The sequence below is a fragment of the uncultured Microbacterium sp. genome (assembly GCF_963521695.1).
Classification (GTDB): domain Bacteria; phylum Actinomycetota; class Actinomycetes; order Actinomycetales; family Microbacteriaceae; genus Microbacterium.
The window spans coordinates 1-25,543 of sequence record NZ_CAUQWC010000002.1; the positions used below are offsets into that span (position 1 = coordinate 1).

General features: G+C 66.7%; 21 protein-coding genes. 10 read left to right on the top strand and 11 right to left on the bottom strand.

Translation table 11 applies throughout. The features are described from left to right. Nucleotides 1-299 precede the first annotated feature (299 nt). Both RWP81_RS00205 and RWP81_RS00210 read right to left on the bottom strand, forming a co-directional pair. Nucleotides 300-536, bottom strand: a complete 237-nt coding sequence (locus RWP81_RS00205) for an acyl-CoA carboxylase subunit epsilon (protein WP_314451072.1) — start codon at nucleotides 534-536, stop codon at nucleotides 300-302. Continuing rightward, nucleotides 533-2,122 (bottom strand): acyl-CoA carboxylase subunit beta, encoded by a 1,590-nt coding sequence (locus RWP81_RS00210; protein ID WP_314451074.1) that lies wholly within the window; start codon nucleotides 2,120-2,122, stop codon nucleotides 533-535. Before RWP81_RS00210 ends, RWP81_RS00205 begins: the two co-directional genes overlap by 4 nt. A gap of 157 nt (nucleotides 2,123-2,279) precedes the next feature. Here RWP81_RS00210 and RWP81_RS00215 point away from each other — a divergent pair, with 157 nt between their 5' ends. The 6 genes from RWP81_RS00215 (at nucleotide 2,280) to RWP81_RS00240 (ending at nucleotide 8,273) form a co-directional block, all read left to right on the top strand. Then, nucleotides 2,280-3,062: a biotin--[acetyl-CoA-carboxylase] ligase gene (locus RWP81_RS00215; RefSeq protein ID WP_314451077.1), complete on the top strand. Its 783-nt coding sequence runs from the start codon at nucleotides 2,280-2,282 to the stop codon at nucleotides 3,060-3,062. Between the two features lie 65 nt (nucleotides 3,063-3,127). Further along, on the top strand, nucleotides 3,128-3,682 hold the full coding sequence (locus RWP81_RS00220; RefSeq protein ID WP_314451079.1) for a PH domain-containing protein: 555 nt from the start codon (nucleotides 3,128-3,130) through the stop codon (nucleotides 3,680-3,682). A 334-nt stretch (nucleotides 3,683-4,016) separates the two neighbouring features. Next, on the top strand, nucleotides 4,017-5,150 hold the full coding sequence (locus RWP81_RS00225; RefSeq protein ID WP_314451080.1) for a 5-(carboxyamino)imidazole ribonucleotide synthase: 1,134 nt from the start codon (nucleotides 4,017-4,019) through the stop codon (nucleotides 5,148-5,150). A 101-nt stretch (nucleotides 5,151-5,251) separates the two neighbouring features. Further along, on the top strand, nucleotides 5,252-5,719 hold the full coding sequence (gene purE, locus RWP81_RS00230) for a 5-(carboxyamino)imidazole ribonucleotide mutase (RefSeq protein ID WP_314451140.1): 468 nt from the start codon (nucleotides 5,252-5,254) through the stop codon (nucleotides 5,717-5,719). Continuing rightward, nucleotides 5,716-7,173, top strand: coding sequence for an LCP family protein (locus RWP81_RS00235; RefSeq protein WP_399540510.1), 1,458 nt, complete (start codon nucleotides 5,716-5,718; stop codon nucleotides 7,171-7,173). Before purE ends, RWP81_RS00235 begins: the two co-directional genes overlap by 4 nt. Beyond that, nucleotides 7,170-8,273, top strand: a complete 1,104-nt coding sequence (locus RWP81_RS00240) for a glycosyl transferase (RefSeq protein ID WP_314451082.1) — start codon at nucleotides 7,170-7,172, stop codon at nucleotides 8,271-8,273. Before RWP81_RS00235 ends, RWP81_RS00240 begins: the two co-directional genes overlap by 4 nt. A gap of 92 nt (nucleotides 8,274-8,365) precedes the next feature. Here RWP81_RS00240 and RWP81_RS00245 read toward each other — a convergent pair whose 3' ends face one another. Together RWP81_RS00245 and RWP81_RS00250 are read right to left on the bottom strand one after the other, a co-directional pair. Continuing rightward, entirely contained in the window at nucleotides 8,366-9,112 is a 747-nt protein-coding gene (locus RWP81_RS00245) for an ABC transporter ATP-binding protein (protein WP_314451084.1), read from the bottom strand. Next, a complete protein-coding gene (locus RWP81_RS00250; RefSeq protein ID WP_314451086.1) occupies nucleotides 9,096-9,962 on the bottom strand; it encodes an ABC transporter permease in 867 nt (288 codons plus the stop codon). Before RWP81_RS00250 ends, RWP81_RS00245 begins: the two co-directional genes overlap by 17 nt. A 166-nt stretch (nucleotides 9,963-10,128) precedes the next feature. On the opposite strand from RWP81_RS00250, the gene RWP81_RS00255 reads away from it, so the two are divergent. Continuing rightward, nucleotides 10,129-11,817: a glycosyltransferase gene (locus RWP81_RS00255; protein ID WP_314451088.1), complete on the top strand. Its 1,689-nt coding sequence runs from the start codon at nucleotides 10,129-10,131 to the stop codon at nucleotides 11,815-11,817. Next, nucleotides 11,811-12,725 carry a glycosyltransferase family 2 protein gene (locus RWP81_RS00260; protein ID WP_314451090.1) on the top strand — a complete coding sequence of 305 codons (915 nt, stop codon included), beginning with the start codon at nucleotides 11,811-11,813 and terminating at the stop codon, nucleotides 12,723-12,725. Before RWP81_RS00255 ends, RWP81_RS00260 begins: the two co-directional genes overlap by 7 nt. Before the next feature lie 67 nt (nucleotides 12,726-12,792). On the opposite strand, the gene RWP81_RS00265 is transcribed toward RWP81_RS00260, so the two are convergent. From RWP81_RS00265 to rfbA, 3 genes are read right to left on the bottom strand one after another with little or no spacing between them, the layout of a single operon-like run. Next, nucleotides 12,793-14,202, bottom strand: a complete 1,410-nt coding sequence (locus tag RWP81_RS00265; protein WP_399540512.1) for a sugar nucleotide-binding protein — start codon at nucleotides 14,200-14,202, stop codon at nucleotides 12,793-12,795. A 4-nt stretch (nucleotides 14,203-14,206) separates the two neighbouring features. Further along, nucleotides 14,207-15,205 (bottom strand): dTDP-glucose 4,6-dehydratase, encoded by a 999-nt coding sequence (rfbB, locus tag RWP81_RS00270; protein ID WP_314451094.1) that lies wholly within the window; start codon nucleotides 15,203-15,205, stop codon nucleotides 14,207-14,209. Next, nucleotides 15,205-16,074, bottom strand: coding sequence for a glucose-1-phosphate thymidylyltransferase RfbA (gene rfbA / locus RWP81_RS00275; RefSeq protein ID WP_314451096.1), 870 nt, complete (start codon nucleotides 16,072-16,074; stop codon nucleotides 15,205-15,207). Before rfbA ends, rfbB begins: the two co-directional genes overlap by 1 nt. 135 nt (nucleotides 16,075-16,209) lie before the next feature. On the opposite strand from rfbA, the gene RWP81_RS00280 reads away from it, so the two are divergent. Continuing rightward, complete coding sequence (locus RWP81_RS00280) at nucleotides 16,210-18,573, top strand: hypothetical protein (protein ID WP_314451099.1); 2,364 nt, start codon at nucleotides 16,210-16,212, stop codon at nucleotides 18,571-18,573. Between the two features lie 17 nt (nucleotides 18,574-18,590). Here the strand turns inward: RWP81_RS00280 and RWP81_RS00285 are convergent, their stop codons facing one another. Further along, a complete protein-coding gene (locus tag RWP81_RS00285; protein ID WP_314451102.1) occupies nucleotides 18,591-20,471 on the bottom strand; it encodes a hypothetical protein in 1,881 nt (626 codons plus the stop codon). A gap of 57 nt (nucleotides 20,472-20,528) precedes the next feature. Here RWP81_RS00285 and RWP81_RS00290 point away from each other — a divergent pair, with 57 nt between their 5' ends. Continuing rightward, the gene (locus RWP81_RS00290; RefSeq protein WP_314451103.1) at nucleotides 20,529-22,712 is read left to right on the top strand and encodes a hypothetical protein; all 2,184 of its coding nucleotides are present in this window, start codon (nucleotides 20,529-20,531) and stop codon (nucleotides 22,710-22,712) included. On the opposite strand, the gene RWP81_RS00295 is transcribed toward RWP81_RS00290, so the two are convergent. From RWP81_RS00295 to RWP81_RS00305, 3 genes are all read right to left on the bottom strand, one after another. Beyond that, nucleotides 22,699-23,424 (bottom strand): NAD-dependent epimerase/dehydratase family protein, encoded by a 726-nt coding sequence (locus RWP81_RS00295; RefSeq protein ID WP_314451106.1) that lies wholly within the window; start codon nucleotides 23,422-23,424, stop codon nucleotides 22,699-22,701. The genes RWP81_RS00290 and RWP81_RS00295 overlap by 14 nt on opposite strands. 187 nt (nucleotides 23,425-23,611) lie before the next feature. Then, nucleotides 23,612-24,616, bottom strand: a complete 1,005-nt coding sequence (locus tag RWP81_RS00300) for a glycosyltransferase (protein WP_314451107.1) — start codon at nucleotides 24,614-24,616, stop codon at nucleotides 23,612-23,614. Beyond that, complete coding sequence (locus RWP81_RS00305) at nucleotides 24,613-25,449, bottom strand: glycosyltransferase family A protein (protein ID WP_314451111.1); 837 nt, start codon at nucleotides 25,447-25,449, stop codon at nucleotides 24,613-24,615. Before RWP81_RS00305 ends, RWP81_RS00300 begins: the two co-directional genes overlap by 4 nt. Between the last annotated feature and the right edge of the window lie 94 nt (nucleotides 25,450-25,543).

Genomic DNA, 25,543 nt, shown 5'->3' on the forward strand with positions numbered 1-25,543 from the left:
GCCGTACCTACCACCCGCGGCCGTACCCGCCGCCCGCACCGGCGGCCATACCCGCGACCCCGCCTGTCGGCCCACCCGGGTCGGCGCACCCGCTTCGTGCCGTGAAAAAGATGAGGGGTGAGGGGCGGCGATACGCCGACCCCTCACCCCTGGCGAACGGCTACCCGAAAACCGCCCGCAAGGTCGGATCCGGCTCGAGGAGCGGACCGACCGAACGCATGATGCGTTCCAGCTCCTCTAGTATTCGCGTCCCGCGTCCCGTCGTCTGTAGGTATTTCGGGGGACACGATGCGGGGGTCTCAGCCGGTGAAGCCGTTCCAGCCCGCCGCACGGTTCAGCGGCTCCCGCAGACCGCGGGCGTGGAGTTCCCACCGCGAACGGACGACGTCGTCGGTGACGGTAGCGCTCGCCGCCTCGCGGGCGTACTCCTCGCTGACCACGACGATCGCGGCGGCCAGCTCTTCTGCGGTGGGCGCGCCGCGCACCACTTCCACCACGACCGGCGCGTTCTCCCGGGCGTCATCGGCGACGGTCACAGCGGGATGTTCCCGTGCTTCTTGGCGGGCATGCTCGCACGCTTGTTGCGCAGTGCCCGCAGAGCCTTCGCGATCGACACCCGCGTCTGCGCCGGCTCGATGATCCCGTCGAGCTCGCCGCGCTCGGCCGCCAGGAACGGGGATGCCACGTTGTAGGTGTACTCGTTGGCGAGGCGCGTGCGCACGGCCGCGACGTCTTCGCCGGCCTCTTCGGCGCGCTTGATCTCGCCGCGGTAGAGGATGTTCACCGCACCCTGACCGCCCATGACGGCGATCTCGGCGGTGGGCCACGCGAGGTTGATGTCGGCACCGAGCTGCTTGGAGCCCATGACGATGTACGCCCCGCCGTACGCCTTGCGCAGGATCACGGTGACCAGGGGCACGGTGGCCTCGGCGTACGCGTAGAGCAGCTTCGCGCCGCGGCGGATGACGCCGGTCCACTCCTGGTCGGTGCCGGGCAGATAGCCGGGCACGTCGACGAGGGTGACGATGGGGATCGAGAAGGCGTCGCAGAAGCGCACGAAGCGGCTGGCCTTCTCGCCCGCGTCGATGTTGAGCGTGCCGGCCATCTGCGAGGGCTGGTTGGCGATGACGCCGACCGTGCGCCCCTCGATGCGACCGAAGCCGATCACGATGTTCGGCGCGAACAGCGGCTGCACCTCGAGGAACTCCCCGGCATCCACGATCCCGTCGATGACGGTGTGGATGTCGTAGGGCTGGTTGGGGGAGTCGGGGATGACGGTGTTCAGCGAACGGTCGGCGTCGGTCGTCTCGAACTCGAAGGGAGTGTCGTAGACGGGGATCTCGGCGAGGTTGTTGTCGGGGAGGTACCCGATGAGTCCGCGCGCGTAGTCGATCGCGTCGTCCTCGTCGTCGGCGAGGTAGTGCGCGACGCCCGAGCGGGTGTTGTGCGTGTGCGCTCCGCCGAGTTCTTCCATGCCGACGTCTTCGCCGGTGACGGTCTTGATCACGTCGGGACCGGTGACGAACATCTGACTGGTCTTGTCGACCATGATGACGAAGTCGGTCAGGGCCGGGGAGTACACCGCACCGCCCGCGGCCGGGCCCATGATGATCGAGAGTTGCGGGATGACGCCCGATGCGGCGGTGTTCAGACGGAAGATCTCGCCGTACTTGCCGAGGGCGACCACGCCCTCCTGGATGCGCGCGCCACCGGAGTCGAGGATGCCGATGATCGGGATGCCGCTTCGCAGCGCCAACTCCATCACCTTGATGATCTTGTCGCCGGCGACCTCGCCGAGCGAACCGCCGAAGGTCGAGAAGTCCTGCGCGTACACCGCGACGGTGCGGCCGTGGATGGTGCCGGTGCCCGTGACGACGGAGTCGCCGTAGGGGCGCGACTTGTCCATGCCGAAAGCCGTGGTGCGGTGGCGCACGTACTCGTCGAGTTCGACGAACGAGCCCGGGTCGACCAGCATCTCGAGCCGCTCGCGGGCGGTGAGCTTGCCCTTCGCGTGCTGCTTGGTGCGGGCGGCGGTTTCGGCGTCGACGACCGCCTCCTGGAACCTGTTGCGCAGGTCAGCGATCTTGCCGGCGGTCGTGTAGAGATCGGGCTGGTCGGTCACCCTTCCCACCCTAGCGACCGCACCGTCGCCCACGTTGGAGGGTGCGCACAAGCCAGGGCCGCAGAGGCTGTGGCATCCGACCAGCGCCGCCGTATGCCTCCGAGACGATCCGGACAAGTGGATGCCACGGCACCCGGCCGTTCCTTAGGGTGTGGACATGCCGATCCCCGCCGCCGGATACCCGCTCACCGCCGCCCACAGCCCCCGTGTCCAGGTGGTCGAGACCACCGACTCCACCAACGCCGACGTCGTCGCGGCGGTCGTCACTGACCCCGCCGGGTGGCCGCACCTCTCGCTGCTCGTCACCGACGACCAGCGCGCGGGCCGCGGACGCCTCGACCGCACGTGGACCGCCCCGGCCGGCACGGCGCTCGCCGTCTCGGTCGTCGTCGACGCCGCGATGATCCCGCCCGCCCAGCGCGGGTGGATCCCGCTCGCCGCGGGCGCCGCGATGACCCGCGCGGTGCGGAACCAGCTGATCGGCCACAGCGCGACGGCGGAGTTGAAGTGGCCGAACGACGTGCTCGTCGACGGCGGCAAGATCTGCGGCATCCTCGCCGAGGTCGTTCCCGGCGACGTCGACACCGTGGTGGTGGGGGCGGGGGTCAACACCCGCATGAGCCGCGCCGACCTGCCGGTGACCACGGCGACTTCGTTCGCCGCGATCGGTGTCGAGTGCGACGACGACCGTCTGCTCGCCGACTTCGTCGACGACTTCGGCAAGACCCTCGCCCGCCTGGCCCACGACGACGTGGAGCGCGTGCACCGCGAGATCGAGAAGCTCTGCGCCACCGTCGGCCGCGAGGTCTCGGTGTCGCTCCCCGACGGGTCGACGCTGCAGGGCACGGCCGCCCGGCTCGATGCCGACGGCCGCCTGGTGGTCGGGGTGGGCACGATCGAGACGGTCGTGTCGGCCGGAGACGTGGTCCACGTGCGCTGAGGCGCCGTACCTCGACCTCCGCGTGGCACCGGGCCCCGGCCCGCAACACGCCGCACAATGGAAGCGTGAGTCAGCCCTCGACCCCGCTCGGACGCCCGCGCATGCCGGCGCCGGGAGCGGCCGCGCCGGAGCTGCGCATCGCGCGACTGCGGTCGCACGCGCGGCGACTCTTCTGGTCGGCGCTCGTGCTGATCGGTGTGGCGGGGGCGACGGCCTACTTCTACGACAATCTGCCGGCACCGTACGAGAACTGGATGCTGCTGACGACGGCGGGCGTGCTCGTGCTGTTGCTCGTCGTGATCCCCTTCTCCTTCTGGCTGTCGCGCACGTGGACGATCACGACGAGGCGCGTGATCGAGCGCTCGGGGCCCTTCGGCGCAAACCGCCGGGAGATCTCGCACGTCCGCGGCTACGCGATCCAGCTGCGTCGTGGCATCCTGCAGCGGATGTGGGGTGCGGGAACGCTGACGCTGTCCAACGGCGTGGAGCCGGCGCTGCGACTGAAGAACGTCCCGAACGCGGTCCTCGTGCACGAGACACTCGTCGATCAGGTCGAGGTGAACCAGATCCTGGCCCACCGCGACTCGCAGACCTTCGGTTCGGGGTCCGTCGGCCCCTGATCTGTCGCCCGCAGCGCTCCCCGTCGTCGTTCTCGCCGTCCGTCCCGTCGCATCGGGACACAACGCAGGAGATGTGGGTTGCCCGGCCCCGGATGACGGCTCTTCGGGCGCGACGCTCGCGTCCATCTCCTGCGTTGTGCCCGCCGTGCTGCGCGAGTCGCCCGGTCTCCCGACCCGATCGCCGACGACACAACGCAGGAAAACAGTCGTGCGGGGGCCTGTGGTCGACCCGCCCGCCGCGGAGGCGGCGGGAACTCCTGCGTTGTGTCGGGGAGCGGCCGGGTCGCGCCCCCGCGGCCGTGCCGACAGAATGGATGCCGACGGAAGGAGCGGCATGGCGCTGCGAGTCGGAGTGGTCGGTGGCGGACAGCTGGCGCGGATGATGATCGCGCCCGCCGTCGAGTTGGGCATCGAGATCCGCGTCCTCGCGGAAGACGAGGGCATGTCGGCGGCACTCGCCGCCACCGCCGTCGGCGACTACCGCGACGCCGACACCGTGCTGGCCTTCGCCCGCGACGTCGACGTGATCACCTTCGACCACGAGCACGTGCCGCAGGACGTGCTGGCCGCCCTCGTCGACGCCGGTGTCGCCGTGCATCCCGGCCCCGCCCCCCTCGGCGTCGCTCAGGACAAGCTCGTCATGCGTGCGCGGATGGCCGAGCTCGGCCTCCCGCAGCCCGACTGGGCGGCCGTGACCGCCGCCGCCGAGCTGCAGGACTTCCTCGATGCCCACGGCGGTCGTGCCGTGGTCAAGACCCCGCGCGGCGGATACGACGGCAAGGGCGTGCGCGTCGTATCGGCGGCGACCGAGGCGGACGACTGGTTCGCCGCCCTCGCCGAAGACGCCCGCGGCGGGTCGCTGCTCGTGGAGGAGCTGGTCGACTTCACGCGCGAGCTCGCGCAGCAGGTCGCGCGTCGCCCGTCGGGAGAGGTGCGGGCCTACCCGATCGTCGAGACCGTGCAGCGCGGCGGTGTGTGCGCCGAGGTCATCGCCCCGGCTCCTCGCGCCGACGAGCGCGTACAGCGCGTCGCCGCCGAGATCGGGGTGGCCGTCGCCGAGGGGCTCAGTGTGACCGGCATGCTCGCAGTGGAGCTGTTCGAGACGACCGACCAGCGCATCCTCATCAACGAGCTCGCCATGCGCCCGCACAACAGCGGCCACTGGACGCAGGACGGCGCCGTCACCAGCCAGTTCGAGCAGCACCTGCGCGCCGTACTCGATCTGCCGCTCGGAGCGACGGATGCCATCGCGCCCTGGTCGGTCATGATCAACGTGCTGGGCGGTCCCGCCCAGGGCGGTCTCGAGGAGCGGTTCGCCGCGGCGATGGCCGCTCATCCGTCGGCGAAGATCCACACCTACGGCAAGGCCCCGCGTCCCGGACGCAAGGTCGGACACGTCAACGTCGTCGGCGACGATCTCGAAGAGGCCGTCTACGACGCACGGGGTGCGGCGTCGTTCTTCGACTGATCGTGTCGCGTGCCGTTCCGCGATCTTCCAGCGAGCGCGCCTAGCCTGGACCGGTGACCCGGCCGCTGCATTCTTCCGAGACGCCCGTGGTCGGCGTCGTCATGGGCTCCGACTCCGATTGGCGCGTGATGAGCGACGCCTCCCAGGTGCTGACGGAGTTCGGCATCCCGCACGAGGTCGAGGTGGTCTCCGCACACCGCACCCCCGACAAGCTCGTCCGGTACGGCCGAGAGGCACGCGCGCGGGGTCTTCGCGCGATCATCGCCGGCGCCGGCGGTGCCGCGCACCTGCCGGGCATGCTGGCATCCGTCACCGCCCTCCCGGTCATCGGTGTGCCCGTCCAGCTGGCGACACTCGACGGTCTGGACTCGCTGTTGAGCATCGTGCAGATGCCCGCCGGCATTCCGGTCGCCACCGTCTCGATCAACGGCGCGAAGAACGCGGGGCTCCTCGCCGCTCGCATCCTGGGCAGCGCAGACGCGGCTCTCGCCGACTCCGTCGAGGCCTACGCAAGAGACCTCGAGGCGCAGGTCGAGGAGAAGAACCGCCGCCTCAAGGACTCCCTGTGACGCTCACCGCCGCTCGGCCCGGTGCGCCGGCCCGAGCCATCGAGTCGAGGCCGCTGCGCAACCCCGACGCCACCTCGCCCGAGGTCATGACGCGTCGCGGCTGGTGGCTGGTGGTCCTCAACTTCCTGATCCCCGGATCGGCGCAAGTGCTCGCCGGCGGTCGACGGCTCGGACGCATCGGCCTGGGAGCGACGCTGGCGATGTGGACCCTCCTCGCGCTCGGCGCCCTGGGGGCGCTGCTGTGGCCGACGGGCCTGTTCACGGTGGTGACCGGGTCGTTCTTCCCCGACTTCCTCTCGGCGCTCCGGCCGGTCCCGTTGACGCTCGTGCAGATCGCGCTGTTGGCCTACATCGTGTTGTGGATCGTGCTCAGCATCGACACGCTTCGGCTCGTGCGCCTGGTGCGCGTCGGGCCGCTGTCACGGGTCGCCATGGCGATCGTGGCCGTGGGTCTGCTGGTGCTCTCCGGCTCCGGGGCCGCCTATGCCGCGCAGATCGCGGGGAGCACGCGCGACGCCCTGTCGTCGCTCTTCACCCAGTCGGGGCCGATCGTGCCGCCGTCCGACGGGTACTACAACATCCTCCTCCTCGGCGCCGACTCCGGTGAGGGACGCGATTCGATGCGCTTCGACAGCATCTCGGTCGTGTCGGTCAACGCCGACACCGGCGCGACGACGATCACCGGCATCCCGCGCGACATGCCGCACTTCCCGTTCGCGGCAGGTCCCATGCAGGACACGTATCCCGACGGTCACCAGGGTTACGCCGATCCCACCTGCGGGTGGGGGAGCGGCGTCAACCAGCTCCGCACCGAGGTCGAGGTCTGCCAGGACGGCAACGCGCTCTACCCCGACGCCGAGGCGAACGGCTCCGAGCCGGGCATCGAGGCGACGAAGGATGCCGCGGAGGGCATCCTCGGCATCCAGATCCCGTACTACGTGCTCATCGACATGAAGGGCTTCGCCGACGTGATCGACGCCCTCGGCGGCGTGGACATCACGGTGCAGGAGCGTCTGCCCAAGGGCGGGCCCGCCTACGACGGGCAGCCCGTCGACGACTGGGCGTTCGGGTGGATCGAGCCCGGCGCGCAGAAGATGGACGGCGACACCGCCCAGTGGTACGCCCGTTCCCGGTACACCACCAGCGACTTCGACCGCATGCGCCGTCAGCGCGAGCTGCAGGAGGCCGTGCTCGCGCAGTTCACCCCCCAGGTCGTTCTGACACGGTTCCAGCAGGTCGCCGAGTCCACCACGAGCATCGTCCAGACCGACCTGCCGCAGGGGCTGATCGCGCCGACGCTGGTCGATCTCGCGCTGAAGGCGAAGGATCAACCCATCAACACCCTCGAGCTCACCCCCGAGGGCGGGGTCGACGAGTACGACCCGGACTACGCCCAGGTGCAGCAGATGGTGCGCGACGCGCTGCACCCGGCAACCGAGGAGCCGGCACCGTGACCGTGACCCTGCGCGTCGTGCTCGACCAGCTCGTGTCGCCGACCTCTCCCGATCTCGCCGAGGCATCGGCCTCGCTCACCGAGGCTCTCGTTGCCACCGCGCCGCGCGGGTGCGACGTCTCGGCGATCGTGCCCGCTCCGGGCATCCCCGACGACGCCGCCGTGGCCGGGCTCAGCTCCGAGACGCGGCTGGCCGTGCGCCGGCGCGAGCTCGCGACATCCTGGCAGCTCGGCGTCACCCCCGGCATCGGCAAGGGCCTGATCCACTCGCCGACAGCGCTCGCCCCGCTCGTGCGCCACGACCGCGTCAACGAGACGCATCAGATCGTGGTCACCCTGTGGGAGCTGCGGGCGTGGGAGACGCCCGAAGAGTTGCCGAAGGCTGAGATCCTCGCGTGCCGCGCCCTGCTCGCCCGCATCACCAAGCACGCCGACGCGGTCATCGTGCCCACCCACGCCATGGCCGAGCGTCTGGCGGAGCTGGCCAAGAGCAAGCTGTCGAAGAAGGTGCGCGTGATCGGGGGCGCTCCCGCCGCCGGCCTCCGTGTGCCCTCGGATGCCGTGGGACGCCTGCGCGCCCTCGACCTGCCGTCGTCGTTCCTCGCCCTCGCCGGCGGGTCGGCGCCGTCCGACGCGCTCGCCGCCGCCTTCGCGGCGGTCGTCGACGCGGGGTGGGACGGCGACGTCGTGGTGCTCGACGTGCCTGAGGGGGAGGAACCCGCCGTCGCCGACATCGCTGCCGCCGCGGGCCTCGCCGAGACGCGCGTGCACAGCCGCGGCTCCCTCGACCGGTGGGATCGAGCCGCCGTGCTCTCACACGCCGCCGCTTTCATCGCGGCGTGCGGCCGCACCGACTGGCCGTGGCGCGCGGTCGACGCTCTGGCCGTGGGTGTGCCGATCGTCGCGGTCGACACCGCGGTGCACCACGAGGTGCTCGCCGACGCCGCCGCTTACGCCGAGCCCGCCGAACTCGGCGCGGCGCTCTCGCGCGCTCTGGGTGAGGACGCCGAGCGGCTGCGCGTGCTGGCCGGAGACCGGGCGAAGGGCTTCGCGTGGAATGCGGCCGCCGAGCGCGTGTGGGCGTTGCACGCGGAGCTGTGACGGCTGCCGCGGCGGGTCAGGACCATCACACGGAGCTGAGGCTCGATCGCCTTCCGACGGCGCAACGACCTCTCACAACGGGCGCGGCTTTGTCAGCCGCGCATGAGTTCGACCGCGCGAACGCTGTCGCCGTCGAAGGCCACGTTCCCGTCGCGCAACAGGATTCCCCGCCCGCACAGACGCGACACCATGTCGAGGTCGTGGCTCACGACGACGAGGGTCTTGCCGGCGTCGTGCAGCTGGCGGATTCGAGCCAGACACTTCTGCTGGAACGGCTCGTCGCCGACAGAAAGAATCTCATCGATCAACAACACGTCCACCTCGGTGTGAATGGCGACCGAGAATGCCAGACGGAGGAACATCCCTGAGGAGTAGTGCTTCACCTCGGTGTCAATGAACTTCTCGATCTCGCTGAATGCGACGATGTCGTCGAAGCGCTCCTCGGTCTCTTTTTTCGTCATACCGAGAATGGCCGCGTTGAGGAAGATGTTCTCTCGGCCCGACAGGTCGGGGTGAAAGCCCGCTCCCACCTCGATCAGTCCGGCTACGCGCCCCCGTGTGCGTACGGCTCCGCTGTCAGGGCTGAGGACGCCCGAGATGAGCTTGAGCATCGTAGATTTACCGGACCCGTTGAAGCCGAGTAGGGCGACGGCTTCGCCCCGCGCGATGGAGAATGACACACCGTCGAGCGCGTGGAAATCCGTGGTGAGAGGCTTGCGGCGGATGGCCGCGAGAAATGTCTCTTTGATGCTGTGAGTGTGACGGAGTTTGAAGTCTTTGTGGACGTCGTCTACCACGACACTCGGCTCCTTCGCGATGTGATCAGAGGTCCTGGGCAAAGCGCCCCTCCAGTCGGCGGAAGACGAGCTGTCCTACGAAAAGGAAGGACAGCGAGATCGCCACGGCGATCGCGGAGAATTCCAGTAGGCCTGGAAGCAGCTGACCGCCCTCGGGGTTCAGGGGATACCAGATGCCGTAGTGGAACAGTTCGACGGCGACCGTCAGCGGGTTCAGCCGGTAGAGCACGAAGAGCCAGTCAGGAACCTTTTCGGCCACCATCTCCCACTGGTACATTACCGGCGACGCCCAGACGGCGCACATCACGATGATCTCGACGAAACTCTGCGCGTCGCGGAAGGTGACATTGACTGCGCCGAACAAAAGGCCCAGGCCCGTCGCCAGCAGGGCGATGATGGCGAGGGCGAGGAGAAGAGCGCCGATCTGCAGCAGCGACGGGGCCCATCCGAAGAACACGGCGATGATGACGACGACGATGATCTGCGGCAGGGTATTGACGGCCGCGATGAGCATGCTCGACACGGGGAACATCTCACGCGGCAGGTAGATCTTCTTGATGAGCGCCGCGTTGTCGATGAGTGAGCGGGTGCCGTTCGAGAACGCTTCGTTGAAGAAGGTGATGATCGTGTTGCCAGCGAGGAGGTAGATGGGGAAGAACTCCACGCGGGCGTTCATGCCGAGGAAGACACCGATGGCGAGGAAGAAGACGACGAACTGAACGAGCGGCTTCACGTAGGACCACAGCCACCCAAGGACCGAACCGCGGTAACGGATCTGTACTTCCTTGCGGACGATGAGCGACAACAGATAGCGCCGGCGGAAGACATCCAGAAGACCGACGCTTCCACCCGGCTGCGTCAGGGCAGCGGGATCGGGTGACAGGCGGGGCATTGCCCTCCTTGAGGCAGTGGGTGGGAGCCGGCGCGGCGAGAGCCCGATCACGGGTACGCGGCGAGGCCGACATCGATCCTAACCGGTCGCCCCTCAGGGAGTCCCCCATGAAGATTGCTAGGATCACCGGGTAACCCTCCCGCACTCAGGAAGAGCTCTCCTCGCCGTGAAACTTGAAAGCGTCTTGGGCCAGAACGCCCTGTTCACGTTGACGGATGACTCTCATATTCCCCCCGGGCTGACGGAGCGCGAGAGACGACTCCTCGTGGGTGCTCTGAATTTTCATGCGCTCACCGCTCCCGGGCGCGAGCTCGAAGCCCACCTCTATGACGGCACGTGGGAGCTCGAACCACGCACCACCGATGATGCGACCTTCGACGGGTTGTCGCGCATCTTCCGTCGACGTAACTACAGTCTGCGGTTCCGCAGCACGGTTCCCGAGGAGGACCGCCGGCACATCGCCGCCGAGGCCGACGCGGACGCCCTCATCGACCTGCCGCAGCGTCACCTCTACGTGTCGAGCGACGCTGTGCTCGATTACGACCCCCCTCGTCATCTAGCCCGCGACCCGTTGCGTCGAGTCCTCCGTGCCGTGCGCGCACGCACGCCCCTGTTGTACGACGAGTTGCGCGACCTCGAACTGTTGCGCCATCGCCGCAGTTACACGCGCAGGGCGGAACGTCGTCGTTACGACGAAGAATTCACGGCCTCGGGCGCGCACCAGAAGAGCGAGATCGTGCCCGTGGGACCGGCAGTCGACGGAGCCATCCCGGCCGTGCTCATCGGCATTCACTGGTTCGAGCTGGGTGGCGCGGAGCGGTGGGCTTTTGAGACCATCCGGCTCGTTCGTGAAGCTGGATTCCTCCCCATCGTCATGAGCAATCGCGACTCTCATCAGCCGTGGATCACGCGTGCCGAGGCCGACGGGGCGCTCATTATCCCCTTCTCCGAGCACATCTCCCGCTCCCAGACGCCCGGCGTCGAGCAGTTGCTCCGCGCTCTGTTCCGCAACTTCGACGTCCGAGGCGTGGTGGTGCACCACAACCAATGGCTGTACGACCGTCTTCACTGGATCCGCCGGTCGCGTCCCGAAATCCCGATCGTCGACTCCACCCACGTGATCGAGTACCGCGGAGGCGGTTTCCCGATCTCCAGCGTCATGGTCGAAGACGTGATCACCACGCATCACGTCATCTCGCCCTCGTTGAAAGATTGGATGACGAAGGTGCAGCGCGTCGCCGCGTCGAAGGTCGTCATGGCTCCACTGGGCGGGCTCACGGTCGTGCCGCGTGATTCGGCCTTTCGCCCGCTCACGTCTGACCGCAGATTCACCGTGACCTTCGTGGGCCGCACAGCCCGCCAGAAAGCACCGGAAGTGTTCGTCGAGATGGTCAACCGTCTCGGCGCAGACGGCAACGCAATGCGATTCATCCTCCACGGAGACGGCGATATGTCTACCTGGATCGACGACATCATCCGCAACGAGGGACTCGTCGAACGCATCGAGCGTCGAAGCTCGCGTGTGCCGGTCGACGACACCTTGGCCGAGACTGACCTACTCGTCGTGACCTCGCACAATGAAGGTCTAACCCTCACGACGCTGGAGGCGATCTCACATGGCGTTCCGGTCATCTCGACCGATGTGGGTGCACAGTCCGACATCATCCCCTCGCGGGGGCTCGTTCCGCGGAACGTCCACCTCGCGGTCGCGGGACTAGCCGACAAGGTGAGGTGGCTCGCCAGCGATGAAACTGCTCGTGAGCATCTATGGCGCGACGAGCGAGAAGCAGAGCGGCGGCTCCTTGCCGCACAGACAGCGAGCAGCTGGTTCGCACAGGAGGTGGGCTCATGGTGACGGTCGCCGCAGTCGTGGTCACGTTCAATAGGCTCGAGAAACTGAAGACCGTTCTGCAGTCTCTCGAGGCGCAGACGTACCCGCTCCAGAAGATCTTCGTCATCGACAATGCGTCGACAGACGGCACCGCGGCTTACCTCCTCGAGCGCGAGTGGCAGGTTCCGTTCGAAGTCGTGTCCATGACGAAAAATTCGGGCGGCGCCGGAGGGTTCGCGGAGGGGATGCTCCGCGGATACGCGTCGGGTGCGGATCATGTGTGGATCATGGACGACGACTGCTACCCCCAGCCGGACGCGCTCGGTGCGCTTGTGCGCGGCTTCGAAGCGTCAGTCTCCGAGCTTGGCGGCGACGTACCGTTCGCATGCTCCGTCGTGGAGTTCGTAGATGGCAGCATTTGCGAGATGAACAACCCGGTACCCACGTGGGATTGGGGACGGTTGCTTGTCAAGGGGCAGGACAACGTGATGGTCACCGCCTGCTCGTTCGTCAGCGTGCTCATCCCCCGCTGGGCCATTGCCGAGTACGGCCTGCCGTATCGCGACTACTTCATCTGGTTCGATGACCGCGAGTACACCCTCCGTCTGACACGCCGCTGCCCTGGCGTGCAGGTGATGGACAGCGTCGTCGTCCACGACATGGGGGAGAATCGTGGCGTCAATTTCGGCATGGTCGATGCGAAGAGCATCTGGAAGTTCGCCTACGGCGTTCGCAACGAGGCGTCCTACCAGCTTCACCACAAGGGACTGCTGTATTTCCTTGAGTTCGGAGCCCGCCTCTTCGTGAGCCTGCACCGCGGCCGGGTTGCACTTCCGCTCCGAGCAAAGCTGATGGGGCGTCTGTTCGCGGGGATCGGCTTTAACCCCAAGATCGAGTTCCCCGAGCCGCGCCGGGAGGGTGCCGAGGTCTGACGACACTCTGCCGGCGAACCGGTTTCAGACCGGAGGGGGTGAACTCGCCACCCGGTCTGAAACCGGTTCACGACTGCAGATAGGACCGAAGTGCGACTGCTCCGTCGACGGGTGTGAACCCGGTGGCCCGGATCTTGCGCAGATCCAGGCCACTGTTCTCAGGACGCGGGGAGATGACCCGGCTCGTGTCGCGGAAGTATTCAGCGGTGGATGTGTCGCGGACGAGCGACGGGTCGGCACCCACCGTCTCGAAAACGACGCGCGCGACGTCAGCCCAGGTCATAACCGCACCCTCGCAGGAGAGGTTGTACGTGCCGAACGGAGCCCGCACCTCGAGGAGATGCGAGATCGCCGCGGCAATATCGTGCGCGAAGGTGAGGCGACCGCGCTGGTCATCGACCACGCGCGGGGCGACCCCGCGTCCGGCCAGTTCCGCCATCGTCCTGACGAAGTTACGGCCGCTACCGACGACCCAGCTCGCGCGCACGATGTAATGACGCGGCGCCGTTGCGGCAGCGATATCGCCCGCCGCCTTGGACTGCCCGTAGACGCCCAGCGGGCTGAATGTCGCGTCTTCGGCGTAGAGGCCGGGGGCGGTGCCGTCGAAAACGTAGTCGCTGGAAATGTGGACGAGGATAATGCCGTTCTGCGCAGCTATCGCGGCGAGACGAGCGACGCCCGTTGCATTCGCGTCCCACGCCAGCGCGCGTCCTTCCGTCGTTTCGGCGTCGTCGACGGCGGTGTAAGCCGCTGCGTTCACGATCACTGAGTATTCGCGCCAAGGGCGTGCCGTAGCCAGGCCCGGATCGGCGAGGTCGATGTCTTGTCGCGTCGCATACTCGATGGTCGGGCCGTCGCCCCACTCCGCGTGTAGCGCCTGACCGACCTGGCCGTTCGCGCCCAGCACGAGGGTGCGCCGAGGGGGCATCGGCGTGACATCTGCAAGCCGCGGATGATTCAGATCTTTCGCGCTGATCTCCGCCTCAGATAGGGCGATGGGCCAGTCGATCGCCGCTGTTTCATCCGCCAGGTTCAGAAAGGTGTAGGCGGCCTCCGGCGACCAGTGGTCAGTGACGAGGTAGGTATAGGCGGTGTCGGGGTCGAGGGTCTGGTAGGAGTTGCCGACCCCCCGTGGGACGAAGACCGCACGGGCCGCGTCGATGACCGTTGTGAAGGTCGCGCCGAACGTCGGCCCTTCTCTCAGATCGACCCAGGCGGCGAAGACCCGGCCCGTCGCGACCGAGACGAACTTATCCCACGGCTCAGCGTGGATGCCGCGAGTGGTGCCGACCGCGTCGTTGAAGGAGATGTTGTTCTGGACGGGACGGAAGTCGTCGACCCCGAGGGCCGTCATCTTGGCGCGCTGCCAGTTCTCTTTGAACCAACCGCGAGCATCGCCGTGGACGGGAAGGTCCACTACGACGAGGCCTGGGATGCCCGTACGTGAGACCTGCAACTCTGTTGCGAACTCGACCACGGTGTCACTGGCCCCGGGCGGCGTAGAACGCCTCGACGCCGTCCTTGTCAGCGGCCCACCAGGCTTCATTGTCGCGGTACCACTGAATGGTCTCGCGCAAGCCGGACTCGAAGTCACCGTACCGCGGCATCCACCCCAGCTCGGTGCGCAGCTTTGAGCTGTCGATCGCGTAGCGAAGGTCGTGGCCCGCTCGATCGGTGACGTGGTCGTAGGCGTCAGCGGCCTCTCCCATCAGAGACAGGATGAGCTCGACGACGTCCTTGTTGTTCTTCTCGCCGTCGGCGCCGATGAGGTAAGTCTCACCGGCACGACCCGACTCCAGGATTCGCAGGACTGCGCTGGAGTGGTCGTCGGCATGGATCCAGTCGCGAACGTTCTGGCCCGCCCCGTAAAGCTTGGGACGGATGCCGCGGATGACGTTCGTTATCTGGCGCGGGATGAACTTCTCCACGTGCTGGTACGGACCGTAGTTGTTGGAGCAGTTTGAAAGGGTGGCCTCGAGCCCGAATGAACGCACCCACGCGCGCACGAGGAGGTCGGACCCGGCCTTCGTCGACGAGTACGGCGACGAGGGGTTGTACGGTGTCAACTCGGTGAACCGCTCCGGGTCATCGAGCTCGAGGTCACCGTAGACCTCATCGGTCGAGATGTGATGGAACCGCACCTTCCGGCGCCGCGCCGCCTCTATGAGCGTGTACGTGCCGATGATGTTCGTGTGGAGGAAGGGCGAAGGGTCGTGGAGGCTGTTGTCGTTGTGCGACTCGGCGGCGTAGTGCACCACTGCATCCGCTTCGGAGAGAACGCCGTCGACGACGTCCGGATCGGCGATGTCGCCTTCGACGAGGGTGACGCGATCACTCGGGAGGTCTGCGAGAGAAGCACGGTTTCCTGCGTAGGTGAGCTTGTCGAGCACAACGACCGTGTGGTCGGTGTGCTCGACCAAGTAGTGCACGAAGTTGGAGCCGATGAAACCGGCGCCTCCGGTGACGACGATGCGAGACATCAGCGACCCCTTCCTAGGATCTCCAGCAGATAGGACCCGTAGCCCGACTTCGTGAGCTTCTCGGCTCGCGCTCGCAGCTCTTCGTCGTTCAGGAAACCCTGACGCCATGCGACCTCTTCGGGCACTCCGATGCGGAGGCCCGTGCGACGCTCGATGGTGCGCACGTAGTCGGCGGCATCGGTCATCTGATCAAACGTCCCGGTGTCGAGCCACGCAGTCCCGCGGGGGAGCACCTCAACCTGGAGCGTTCCGCGCGACAAGTACTCCTTGTTGACGTCGGTGATCTCGTACTCACCGCGAGGCGAGGGAGCGAGGTTCCGCGCGATCTCCACCACGTCGTTGTCGTAGAAGTACAGACCCGGAACCGCGTAGTTGCTCTTCGGGGCTGCAGGCTTCTCTTCTAGCGAAATGGCGCGACCGTCACGATCGAACTCCACGACCCCATAGGCGGAGGGTTCGGCCACCCAATAGGCGAAGACCGCGCCACCGTCCACATCGGCGTAGCGCTTGAGCTGCGTACCGAGGCCGGGCCCATAGAGCAGGTTGTCGCCCAAGACGAGGGCGACCTTGTCGTCGCCGATGAAGTCCGCGCCCAGGGTGAAAGCCTGCGCTAGCCCGTCGGGTGACGGCTGCTGCGCGAACGTGAGCGAGACGCCGAATTGCGATCCGTCGCCGAGCAGCCGTTCGAAGAACGGCGCATCGTGAGGGGTGGTGATGATGAGGATGTCCCGGATGCCAGCGAGCATGAGCGTGGACAATGGGTAGTACACCATCGGCTTGTCGTATACCGGTATGAGCTGTTTGGAAACGCCGAGAGTAATCGGGTGCAGACGCGTCCCGGATCCACCGGCCAAAATGATGCCCTTCACGTCACCATTGTGTCAGGGATGTTCTCCTGTGCCGAACCGCCCGGGCGGCGATCGCACGCATCCGGAAGCGGGTGAAGCTCGCAGACGCTCGCATCGCTGGTCAACGGCGACGGCTTCCGGCACACTGGTGGCCTCATGCATATCCACCGCGGGTTCACGAAAGCGTCCGTGCGGGCCGTCTCACTCGGTCTCACCCTTGTCACGCTCATTGCCACTGCGCTCGTCGTGCCTCCGCCGCAGACCGCCTCTGCCGCTGTGGGCAACACCATGCTGTCGGCCGACCTCTCGTTCTTCCGACCCGGAAACATCATCTCCAACGAAGTCTTCTTCGACAGTGCGACGATAACGACGCAGCAGGTCGACACATTCTTCAGGTCCAAGGTCGGATCGTGTCAGGACGGGTCGACGTGCCTCAAGGACTTCCGCCAAAGCACAACGGATCGCGCCGCCGATGACTACTGTTCCGCTTATCGCGGCGCCGTCAACGAAAGCGCGTCAGAGATCGTGACGAAGGTGGCAGGCTCGTGCGCGATCAACCCGCAGGTGCTGATCGTGATGCTCCAGAAGGAGCAGGGCCTGGTCACCGACCGGGCGCCCGGAACGAGTCAGTTCCTGAAGGCGATGGGGCAGGGATGCCCCGACACCGCAGCCTGCGATAGCAAGTATCTGGGCTTCTTCAACCAGGTGTACGGCGCTGCCCGCCAGATGCAGATCTATTCGGAGAACCGCTACTTCACCTACTATCAGCCCGGCAAGACCTGGAACGTCCGGTACGACACCGAGGTGTCGTGCGGCACCAGCCCCGTCTACATCGAGAACCAGGCGACGGCGAATCTGTACTACTACACCCCGTATCAGCCGAACGCCGCGTCGTTGCGCGCCGGATACGGTGAGGGCGACGGGTGCTCGAGCTACGGCAATCGGAATTTCTACAATTACTTCACGGACTGGTTCGGCAGCACGCAGGTAGCCCGCCTCACAATGGTGAAGCTCGCGACGGATGCCACCGTCTGGATGATCAACAATGGGCGCCGATGGCATGTCGCGAACGGTGAGGACTACGGCGAGTTGGCGCGCATCTTCGGCGCGGCGTCGATCGTGCCGGGCTCTTACATCACCGCTGCTCAGTACTCCGGCGACACCGGAGCGATCCTGCGGGACGCCATCAGCGGGGAGATCTCGCTTCTGCAGGAGGGACAACGTCACCGTCTTGTCAGCTGCGAGACGGTGGCCGACATGGGGGGCTCGTGCGCTGCGCCCGTCGACGTGGCACCCGCTCTCATCAATCGCGCCCCAGCTGGCCCGGCGGTCGGCGACTTCTTCCGTGTACGCGGTGGAGACGCCTGGGGCCGTTTCGAAGGCGGGCGCGAGGTGACGCCGCTGTACAACGTGGCGGCTGCTCGAGCGATGGTCGGGGACGTACGCAGCACTCCCTACGCCCCCTACTTGAACAGCGATGTCTACGCCGCTTCACCCAAGAGGTCGCTGCGATTCGCCCCCGCCCAACTCGTGCGTTCCTCCGACAACCCGCAGGTGTACCTGACCTTGGACTTCGACAAGATCGTCCGGGTTCCAAGCTGGGACAGTGTCGCCGATTACAACCGCGGTCCTGGCGATCTCGCCGTGGTGCCGGCATCCGGTCTATCCGGGTACACGGCGGTCGGGACGGTCTCGCCGCTCCTCGCCTGCGCTCAGACGACCTACCTGCCGTCCGAGGGCTGGTTGACCCGCATCTCCGATCCGTCGCGCACGGGGGTGACCCCGATGACCGGCTCGAACGACACGTGCGCTCAATTCTCCGTCCGCCCTGGTGCGATCGTGGGAGATGTGGCAGTGAAAACCGCCGACGACGCCGAAGTGGCCGTCATGGAGGGTGGGGCGCTGCGACCTGCGCTCACGTGGTCGGCTTTGCTGGCGCATAACGGGGGCGCAGCCCCTACGGTCACCACGCTGGCTGGCGGCATTCGCAAGTCGCTGCCGGCGGGTGCGCCGATCGTAACCGGCTTGGTCGTGAAGTCCACCTCGTCGCCGGAGCTGTTCTGGGGCGGCGACAAACTTCGATCATGGATCCCGACCGTCGGACTCGCCCAAGACCTCGGCATCGTCCTGGACTACCGCACTCTCCCCGACGCTCAGGCGGCGTCCCTGTCGAAGGGCGCACCCATGACCTCGTGGATCCGCTGCGCGGACATGCTGTACTTCGGCGCGGAGAAACGTTTGTGGCCGGTCTCCGCCGACGCCGCACGAGGTTTCGTCCCGACTGACCTCGAGGCGGGTGCGTGTGGTGCGTTGGGTCGTGAGTCGACGCCCGCGCTCGGCCTGGTCGCTATGAAGGTCGCGGGAACCCCGGACGTGTTCATCGCCCGCGACGGCGCCCTTCGGCGCGTCACATCATGGAGTGCCCTCGTCGCGCTCAACGGCGGCACGGCACCGCGCGTCTTCACGATCTCGCGCGAGGCTGCAGCGGCGATGCCCAGCGGTGCCCCGATATCCGGTTAGCGTGCCACTCCGACGCGTTACTGGCCGCGCACGCGCCACAGGGTAAGGGTGCCGTCCGCCGACGTTCCGGCACTGATGGTCTCGCCGGGAGCCAATTGATAGGACCGAGCGCCGACGCGCTCGAGGCGGTCGAGGTACCGCCCCTCCCAGTCGGACGTGCAGTTCGAGTCCGTCAGTACCCACTCCGTGTCGCTGCGGCGCATCGCGTCGAAGTCCAGCTGGTCAGCGTCCCTTGCCGCGACGATGTCGTCGATCGCATCGCGGTGGTCTGGCCACGCCATTCCGAGGTGGTAGTTGGCGATGGGAGCGCCAGAGTTAGCCTTGACCGTGCGATTGTCAATACACCGCTCAGTCGTCACCAGCCCGGTCGAGGGGTCGCTCGAGCCCATCCGAGCAAGGTCGGACGCCGCGTTCTCGCGCTCGCTATAGGGGTTCCACGCCGCCTGCATCTCGTCGTCTCGAAGCGAATTGACCCAGTCGGGGAAGGCAGCGATCCACAGCACCGCGGTGACGGACAGCGCGGCCACGAGAGCGAGCGCCGTGGACCTGTCTTTTGAGTGATCGATGTCGACTATGTCGTCGTGGTGGGCTCGCTTATTAGCCCGTTGATCGCTCCGCGTCCACACGAGCCCGACGAGGCGTGCGAACCCGGCGACCACGGTGATACCGCCGAGAAGGATGGCTTCGATCCAGAATCGGTATGGCTCCGCGTTGGCCCCCCACAGGTCGTTGACGGCGAGCAGCGGCAGCACCACCAGCGCCGTGATCGCGATGACGGACGCGAAGCGATCGCGCGCGCGGAGCGCGACGACGAGAACGCCGAGCAGGCCAACGAGCACAACCGACGAACCGACTAGGGCCTGCCATGAGAAGACGCCGAGGAGATGATTCGAAGCGACACGGTAGGTCAGGAAGGGGTCTTTGTCGAGCGCGCCGAGCATGGTGTAAAGCACCTGGGGTAGAGCAGCTCCGACCGCGACCACGCCTGCCAGGGCGACGAGTCCGCGGGTGCGCACGATGGCGACAACGAGGCCGGGCAGTGCGGGGATCATGCCGAACACCAGGGTCGGCAGCTGGCCGACGCGGTCGGCGACGATCGGTCCGAGCGCGAAGACCGCGACGACCAGGACGACGGAGGCGATCAGCACGAGCATCTTCCGCCGCGCGGCGAAGATCCCCGCAATCGCTGCGGCGAAGACCCCGACGTAGGTGAAGGCGAGGAAGGAATACGTCTGGAAGCTCGACAAGGCGCCGATCAATGCGGCCGCGACCAGCGTCACCACAATGCGCGCGCGGGGGGCCCCCTGCGGACGCCACACCCAGAGAAGCCCAGAAACGGCGATGATGCCGACGCAGAGTCCTGCCGTCTCTGCATTGTTGGAGAACAGGACACCGTACGGACCCCACATCACTGCGTGGCCGTCCAACAGTGTGTACCACGCGCCGTCGCGACCCGCGATCGCGTACGCGAACGTCCCGGTGAAGAAAGGAAGACCACCGGCGAATGCGAGCCACCAGCGGCGGGAGAAGGCGGCGACGACGAGGGCGACGGCGAGGACGGCGAGGAACTGAAGAGCGAAGGAGGTCAGATTCCAGGACACGATGGTGGGAAGGCCAGTGATCCGAGCCAAGAAGCCCACCGCGCTGTAGTAGAAGCGTGGGTAGTAACTGATCCCCGTCATTGTGACAGGCTCGCTGTTGTCGAAGTGACCGTGGGCGACGTCAGCAGCGATGGCCAGGTAACCGAGTTGGTCGTGCCAGAACTCGGTACGAAGGTGCTGAAGGGGGTTCCGACCCGCCAGGACCTGCCCGATCTGCTGCAGAACGACGGCGGCGAGGGCGGTTACTGTGGCGGCGATGAGCGCGAGCCAGTGTGTCGATCTGCGAGGGAGCGGCATTCGGATGAGTCTAGGAGCATTTCCTGAGCGATCTTCGGCAGCGGGTACCCTCGAACGGTGCAGAGCCAACCGTCGCCCGTGATCGACTCGCCCGTCGATCAGCCCCCCCAACCGCGACACGCATCCCGGCCGGGCCTGTGGCTCATCGCGAGCATCGTTTCGGTGGTGGCGATGATGACCCTCCGTTTGATTCAGGAGCCGCGCTTCCTCTTCTGGGATGACACGCAGCTCGGGGCCTTCGGGCAGTGGTACGGCCTCGGCTCGTATCTCTTGAGGGGCGAGCTCCCTCTGCTGTCGCCGGGATCGTGGCAGGGAGGCAACTACCTCGCCGAAGGCCAATGGGGCGTGTGGAACCCTCTGACGTGGGTGATCGCACTGGGGATGCACGCGACGGACGGCGCGACCGCGGCGGTCACCGCGGTCAAGATCGCCTTCCTCATCGGACTATGCGTCGGCGCCTTCCTCCTGGCACGGGCATACGGCGCGGCGGCCCACTGGGCCGCGTTGTCCGGCTTCACTGCCACCGCTGGTGGCCAGACGATCTTCATGGATGCGCCGTCCTGGGTGACCGGGTTGCAGACGGTGACGCTTTTCGCCTTCCTTTGGTGGGCTCTCAAGCGCCATCTGGACGACGGGATGAGCGTCATCCCGTACTTCGTGTTCGCGTACCTGCTTGTCACCATCGGTTACGTGTTCGCGGTTCTGGAGATCGCGACTGTGCTTCTCGCCTTCCTTGCGTTCGCGCTGGTCGCCCGCGACGGTAAGCGAGCCTTCCGCATCGTGGTGCTGGGGTCGTTCCCGGCACTCCTTGCCGTCTTCGTCTACCTCCCCGGAATCCTGACAGCGCCGGTCACGCAGCGCGGCGGGGCCGACATTCTCAATGACCAGTTCCTCAACATGGATCTCGGTGATCTCGTAACATCGCCCATCGCGACCGCCGTCAGCTCGGTGCGCGGGTATTGGGGTGATCTCCTGCCCGTGCCGCTCGCGTACGTCACCTGGCTTCTTCCCCTCCTCCTCCTCGTGAACAGAGGATGGCGTCGTTCGCTGGTGACTCTCCGCGTGCCCCTCGCGGTGCTGTTGGTCACAGTCGCGCTCGTCGTCGGCCCGAGTGTCATCGGTCCGTTGCGGTACCCGGCGCGGATGATGCCCTACGCCGTTCTGGCTCTGGCGGTATGCGTCGCGGTCATCTTCTCCCGCGGCTGGCCGCAGGTGGTGTCGACGCGACGGGTGGTGGCGGCCGCAGCGACGACAGCTCTGTCGGCATGGCTGTCGTGGGCGGCCCAGCCGGGCTCATGGCCGATCGTCGCGGTAAGCGCCATCGTGCAAGTCGTGATGATCGCCGCCCTGTTATGGCCACGAGTGGGTGCCCGCGGGGCACGTGTCGCCGCGTCATGGTTGCTTGTCGCTTCGCTCGTCGTCCTCGTACCTCAGATTGCGCGCTATCCGTCGAGCCCGCTCGGAAACTTCAACGTTCCTTCGTCGGTTTCTGCAATGAAGCAGGTCACGACGGAGATGTCCGATGGCATCTTCGTCGTCGGTGACGTCTACTCGCTTCAGCGCGATCCTCGTGCATACCAGGAGTCCCTCATCGCCAACCTCTGGTACGCCACTGGCCGCGACGTGGCCTCGGTGTACACCGTCTTGCCCTTCACGCGCTATGCCCAGGAGCTCTGTGTCGATCTGCGAGGGTGGACCTGCCCTCAAGCGGCGGAGACGCTGTTCGACGCCAACGGCGAGGGCGCCACGATCGCTGATGACATGGCCCTGAACACCGTCATCGTCATCAAGGGCCCCGACCTGACGGAGGTGACCGTCCCGGCAGGCTGGCGAGTCGACGAAGGTGAATTCACCTGGACGCTGCACCGAGTCAACCCCGTGGAACGAGCCGGAGGGGTTGCGCGCACAGACGCCGGCGTGTCGGTGTCGTCAGTGACATGGGATGCCACGGGCGCCACGTTCCGCATCGATTCCGCCCCTGCGGACGGAGGCGATGTCGTGTTCAGTCGTCTCGCGTGGCCCGGGTACACGGTGTCGGGAGCCGAACTAACGGACCCTGCTCGAGGCTTCCTGCTCACTGCACGTGTCGACCAGGCTGACGTGGGCGAATTGGTCACAGTTCGCTTCCGGCCGCCCGGATGGTCGATCGAATTGACCGCCGTCGGCCTGGCCGTCGCCTTGGCCGCGGCCTACGTGGGGTGGAGCGTGGTGGATCGCCGCCGAAGGACTAGCGCCCGTTGACCATATGCGCGTGCATCTGCGCCTGGTAGATGATGCCGAGTCCCTCAGGGAGGGTGGTCGACACCAGGGCATCGAGGTCCGTCCAGACCGTTGACCGCACGCGCAAGTCGAGTGACTGGCCGCGTGCGTCGCCCTGCCCGAGGATGAGTGCCGCCGGACGCCGTCGAAGGCGCGCGATCTCCCCGAGCAGCGCGCCGATAGAGAGCGCCCGCATCGATCCGACGATCTTCGTGACAACAGTTCCGGGGTGCTCTTGGCGCACCCGCAACATCGCAGCGGAGATCACTTTGCCGCAGTCGTCGACGTAGATGTAGTCGCGAAGCGTGTCGAGCGACACGTATACCGAGATGGGCCGTCCGGTCACGTACCCTCCGACGATCGCGGAGATGAGACCCTGGCCCTTGGCCATGTCTTGACCCGGACCGTAGAGGTTCGTCACCCGGGCGATGAAAGCTCGGCGACCGGTCCGCGCGACGGAGGAAACGAGGGCCGCCTCCATACGAAGCTTCGCCTCACCATAAGCGGAGATAGGTGCCGTAGGGGTGTGCTCGGTGAAGGGCGGTGACGGGTTACCCGCGTACGCACCGCCCACACTCGAACCGAGGAAGAACGCGCCGCGTCCATCGCGGGGGAGGCGTCGCTCGGTGAGAGCGAGGAACTGCTCGAACACCTCGGCCTCGCGCATCATGACGTCGCGCGGGGTGGAGGTCACGCCGCGGCCCGCGCTCCAATAGATCTCCCAGTCCAGACCGGCCGCGACGGATATGAATGACTCGAGACCCGCTGTGAGACTCGCGAGAGTGGCTTCGGGCGTGGACCAATCGATAGGCGCCGAGAATGGAGCATCCGGTCGACTGCGCTCGATGGCCGAGCCCAGCAGGCCCCGACCGACAATCCACCTAATGGGAGTCGGCACGCTGCTGACCGAGAGGGCCGACATTCGGATCGCGCACGATGAGATAGGAGGGTTTCCCCATAGCCATATTCACCGCGACTCCGAGGTACTCAGCGATCGTGCCGAGAGCGACGAGGATCAGGCCCGTCCCCAGCGCGGTGAGGACCATTTGAGAGGTCCAGCCCTCGGGGATGTCGCCGCTGGTGAATCGCATGATTACCAGGTACAGGGCGAACACCACGCCGGCGACCGCGAAAAGGACGCCTGCACCCGTGACGAGTCGCAGTCCGCGCGTGCCCGAGGTCAAGATCATCCGCCAGAAATGAGCCATGAGGCGCCGGTAGGAGTATCCGGAACGCCGATCGCCCTCCTCGCGCAGAAGCACCGGCGACGTCACGATCCTGGCGGCCACCCATGACAGCGCGACGTCGAGGTATACCCCGGTGCCGGAGTACGCGGCGACACTGCGACCGACCTCGCCGAGAAGGAGGCGGTAGCTGTTGAAATGCGACGCCTTCCCGCCCGCGAAGACCGTCTCGAGCAGGCGCTTGGACACGCGGGATGCCGTGTTGCGGACGTAGCCGTGCGGGGGCTTGTTCGTCGGATCGGCATAGACGACGTCGGCTTGCTCGCGCATGGCCGTGTCTAGCATCGAGCCCATGGCGGCCGGGTCGTGTTGTCCGTCTTCATCGAGCGTGACGATCCAGTCTCCGCCGGACGAGGCGATGCCCGCGAGCGTCGCGGCGTGCTGACCGAAGTTGCGACTCAACCAGACTGGCTTGACGTATGAGTAGGTCTCGGCCAGGCGTCGGATCGCGGCGTCAGAGCGATCCGGCCCGTGATCGTAGGCCAGGACGACTTCGACCACGGCGGCGGAATGGCCCTCCGGTGTGACGAAGCCCCTTGTCAGGTGATCGAGTTCCGCAATCACCGAGTCGAGGGTCTTCTCGCCCTGGTAGACCGGAATGACAACGGACAGTCGGTGCACGAAGGGCGTGGCGCCGGTCATCGCATCCTCCGTTCGAGAATTTTGTAGCTCACACGCCGCGCGCGGGCCATCGCCCAGGCGCGGCTGTCGCCGATGGCGAGGTCGAGTGGGCTTAGGACCTCCGGATGGTGCTGGCGCACCCAGTGATGGAAACCACGAGCCTGCGCGGACTGCGCCTTCGTGAGCGCGACGCTCCACTGCGACGCACTCATCCGGAAGGTCGCTCCTACCTCGGTGTCGGGCACGAAGTCGCCTGCGAGCAGCACCTGGGAGTAGGTCGCCTGATCGATCAGATACGGGAACTCTCCGAACCATCCGCCGACCTCGCGCAGAGCCGCGGTTCGCATCATTACCGAGGCAGGTTCGCCGAAGAGGTTCGACCCGGCTCGTACGGCGGCACGGACGGCGAGGGCGCCCGGCATGCGCCGCTGAATCCCGCGCAGACCCCACCCGGCCATCAGGGTGCGTCCGTTCGCGTCGACGATGTCCCGTCGACACGCGGTGAGCACCGCCTTCGGGTCGTTGAGAAGGGCGGCCTGGCGCGCAAGGGTTCCGGGGCGGAGGATGTCGTCGCCGCACACGAGTTTGATGAGTTCGCCGCGGGCCAGCTCGGTGACGCGGTTCCAGTTGCGGGGCGCCCCTCCACCCGAAGGTGTACCGGTCAGTTGCACGCGCGGGTCGTCCGCGAATCGCTCCATCTCGGCCCGGGTTCCGTCGGACGATGAGTGGTCGGCCACGATCAATTCAAACTCGACACCGTCTTGATCGAGTACAGAGGTCATCGTCTCGGCGATGGTCTTCGCGTTGTTGTAGGCCGGAATCACGACGGAAACGAGGGGCGCGGCGCTGCTCATACCCATCCTCTCGGGATACTGATCGGCGGTCGGGGCAGCGGTCTCGGCGGAAGAGTACTCCCGGACCCGATGCTCGCGCTTGCGGTACCGGCTG

What these genes read in the sequence shown, in the direction of transcription:
- RWP81_RS00280 (WP_314451099.1), top strand. Translation starts at nt 16,210, where the DNA reads ATGCATATCCACCGCGGGTTCACGAAAGCGTCCGTGCGGGCCGTCTCA.
- RWP81_RS00305 (WP_314451111.1), bottom strand. Translation starts at nt 25,449, where the DNA reads ATGAGCAGCGCCGCGCCCCTCGTTTCCGTCGTGATTCCGGCCTACAAC.
- RWP81_RS00300 (WP_314451107.1), bottom strand. Translation starts at nt 24,616, where the DNA reads ATGACCGGCGCCACGCCCTTCGTGCACCGACTGTCCGTTGTCATTCCG.
- RWP81_RS00285 (WP_314451102.1), bottom strand. Translation starts at nt 20,471, where the DNA reads ATGCCGCTCCCTCGCAGATCGACACACTGGCTCGCGCTCATCGCCGCC.
- RWP81_RS00260 (WP_314451090.1), top strand. Translation starts at nt 11,811, where the DNA reads ATGGTGACGGTCGCCGCAGTCGTGGTCACGTTCAATAGGCTCGAGAAA.
- rfbB (WP_314451094.1), bottom strand. Translation starts at nt 15,205, where the DNA reads ATGTCTCGCATCGTCGTCACCGGAGGCGCCGGTTTCATCGGCTCCAAC.
- purE (WP_314451140.1), top strand. Translation starts at nt 5,252, where the DNA reads ATGGGCTCCGACTCCGATTGGCGCGTGATGAGCGACGCCTCCCAGGTG.
- RWP81_RS00215 (WP_314451077.1), top strand. Translation starts at nt 2,280, where the DNA reads ATGCCGATCCCCGCCGCCGGATACCCGCTCACCGCCGCCCACAGCCCC.
- RWP81_RS00250 (WP_314451086.1), bottom strand. Translation starts at nt 9,962, where the DNA reads ATGCCCCGCCTGTCACCCGATCCCGCTGCCCTGACGCAGCCGGGTGGA.
- RWP81_RS00225 (WP_314451080.1), top strand. Translation starts at nt 4,017, where the DNA reads ATGGCGCTGCGAGTCGGAGTGGTCGGTGGCGGACAGCTGGCGCGGATG.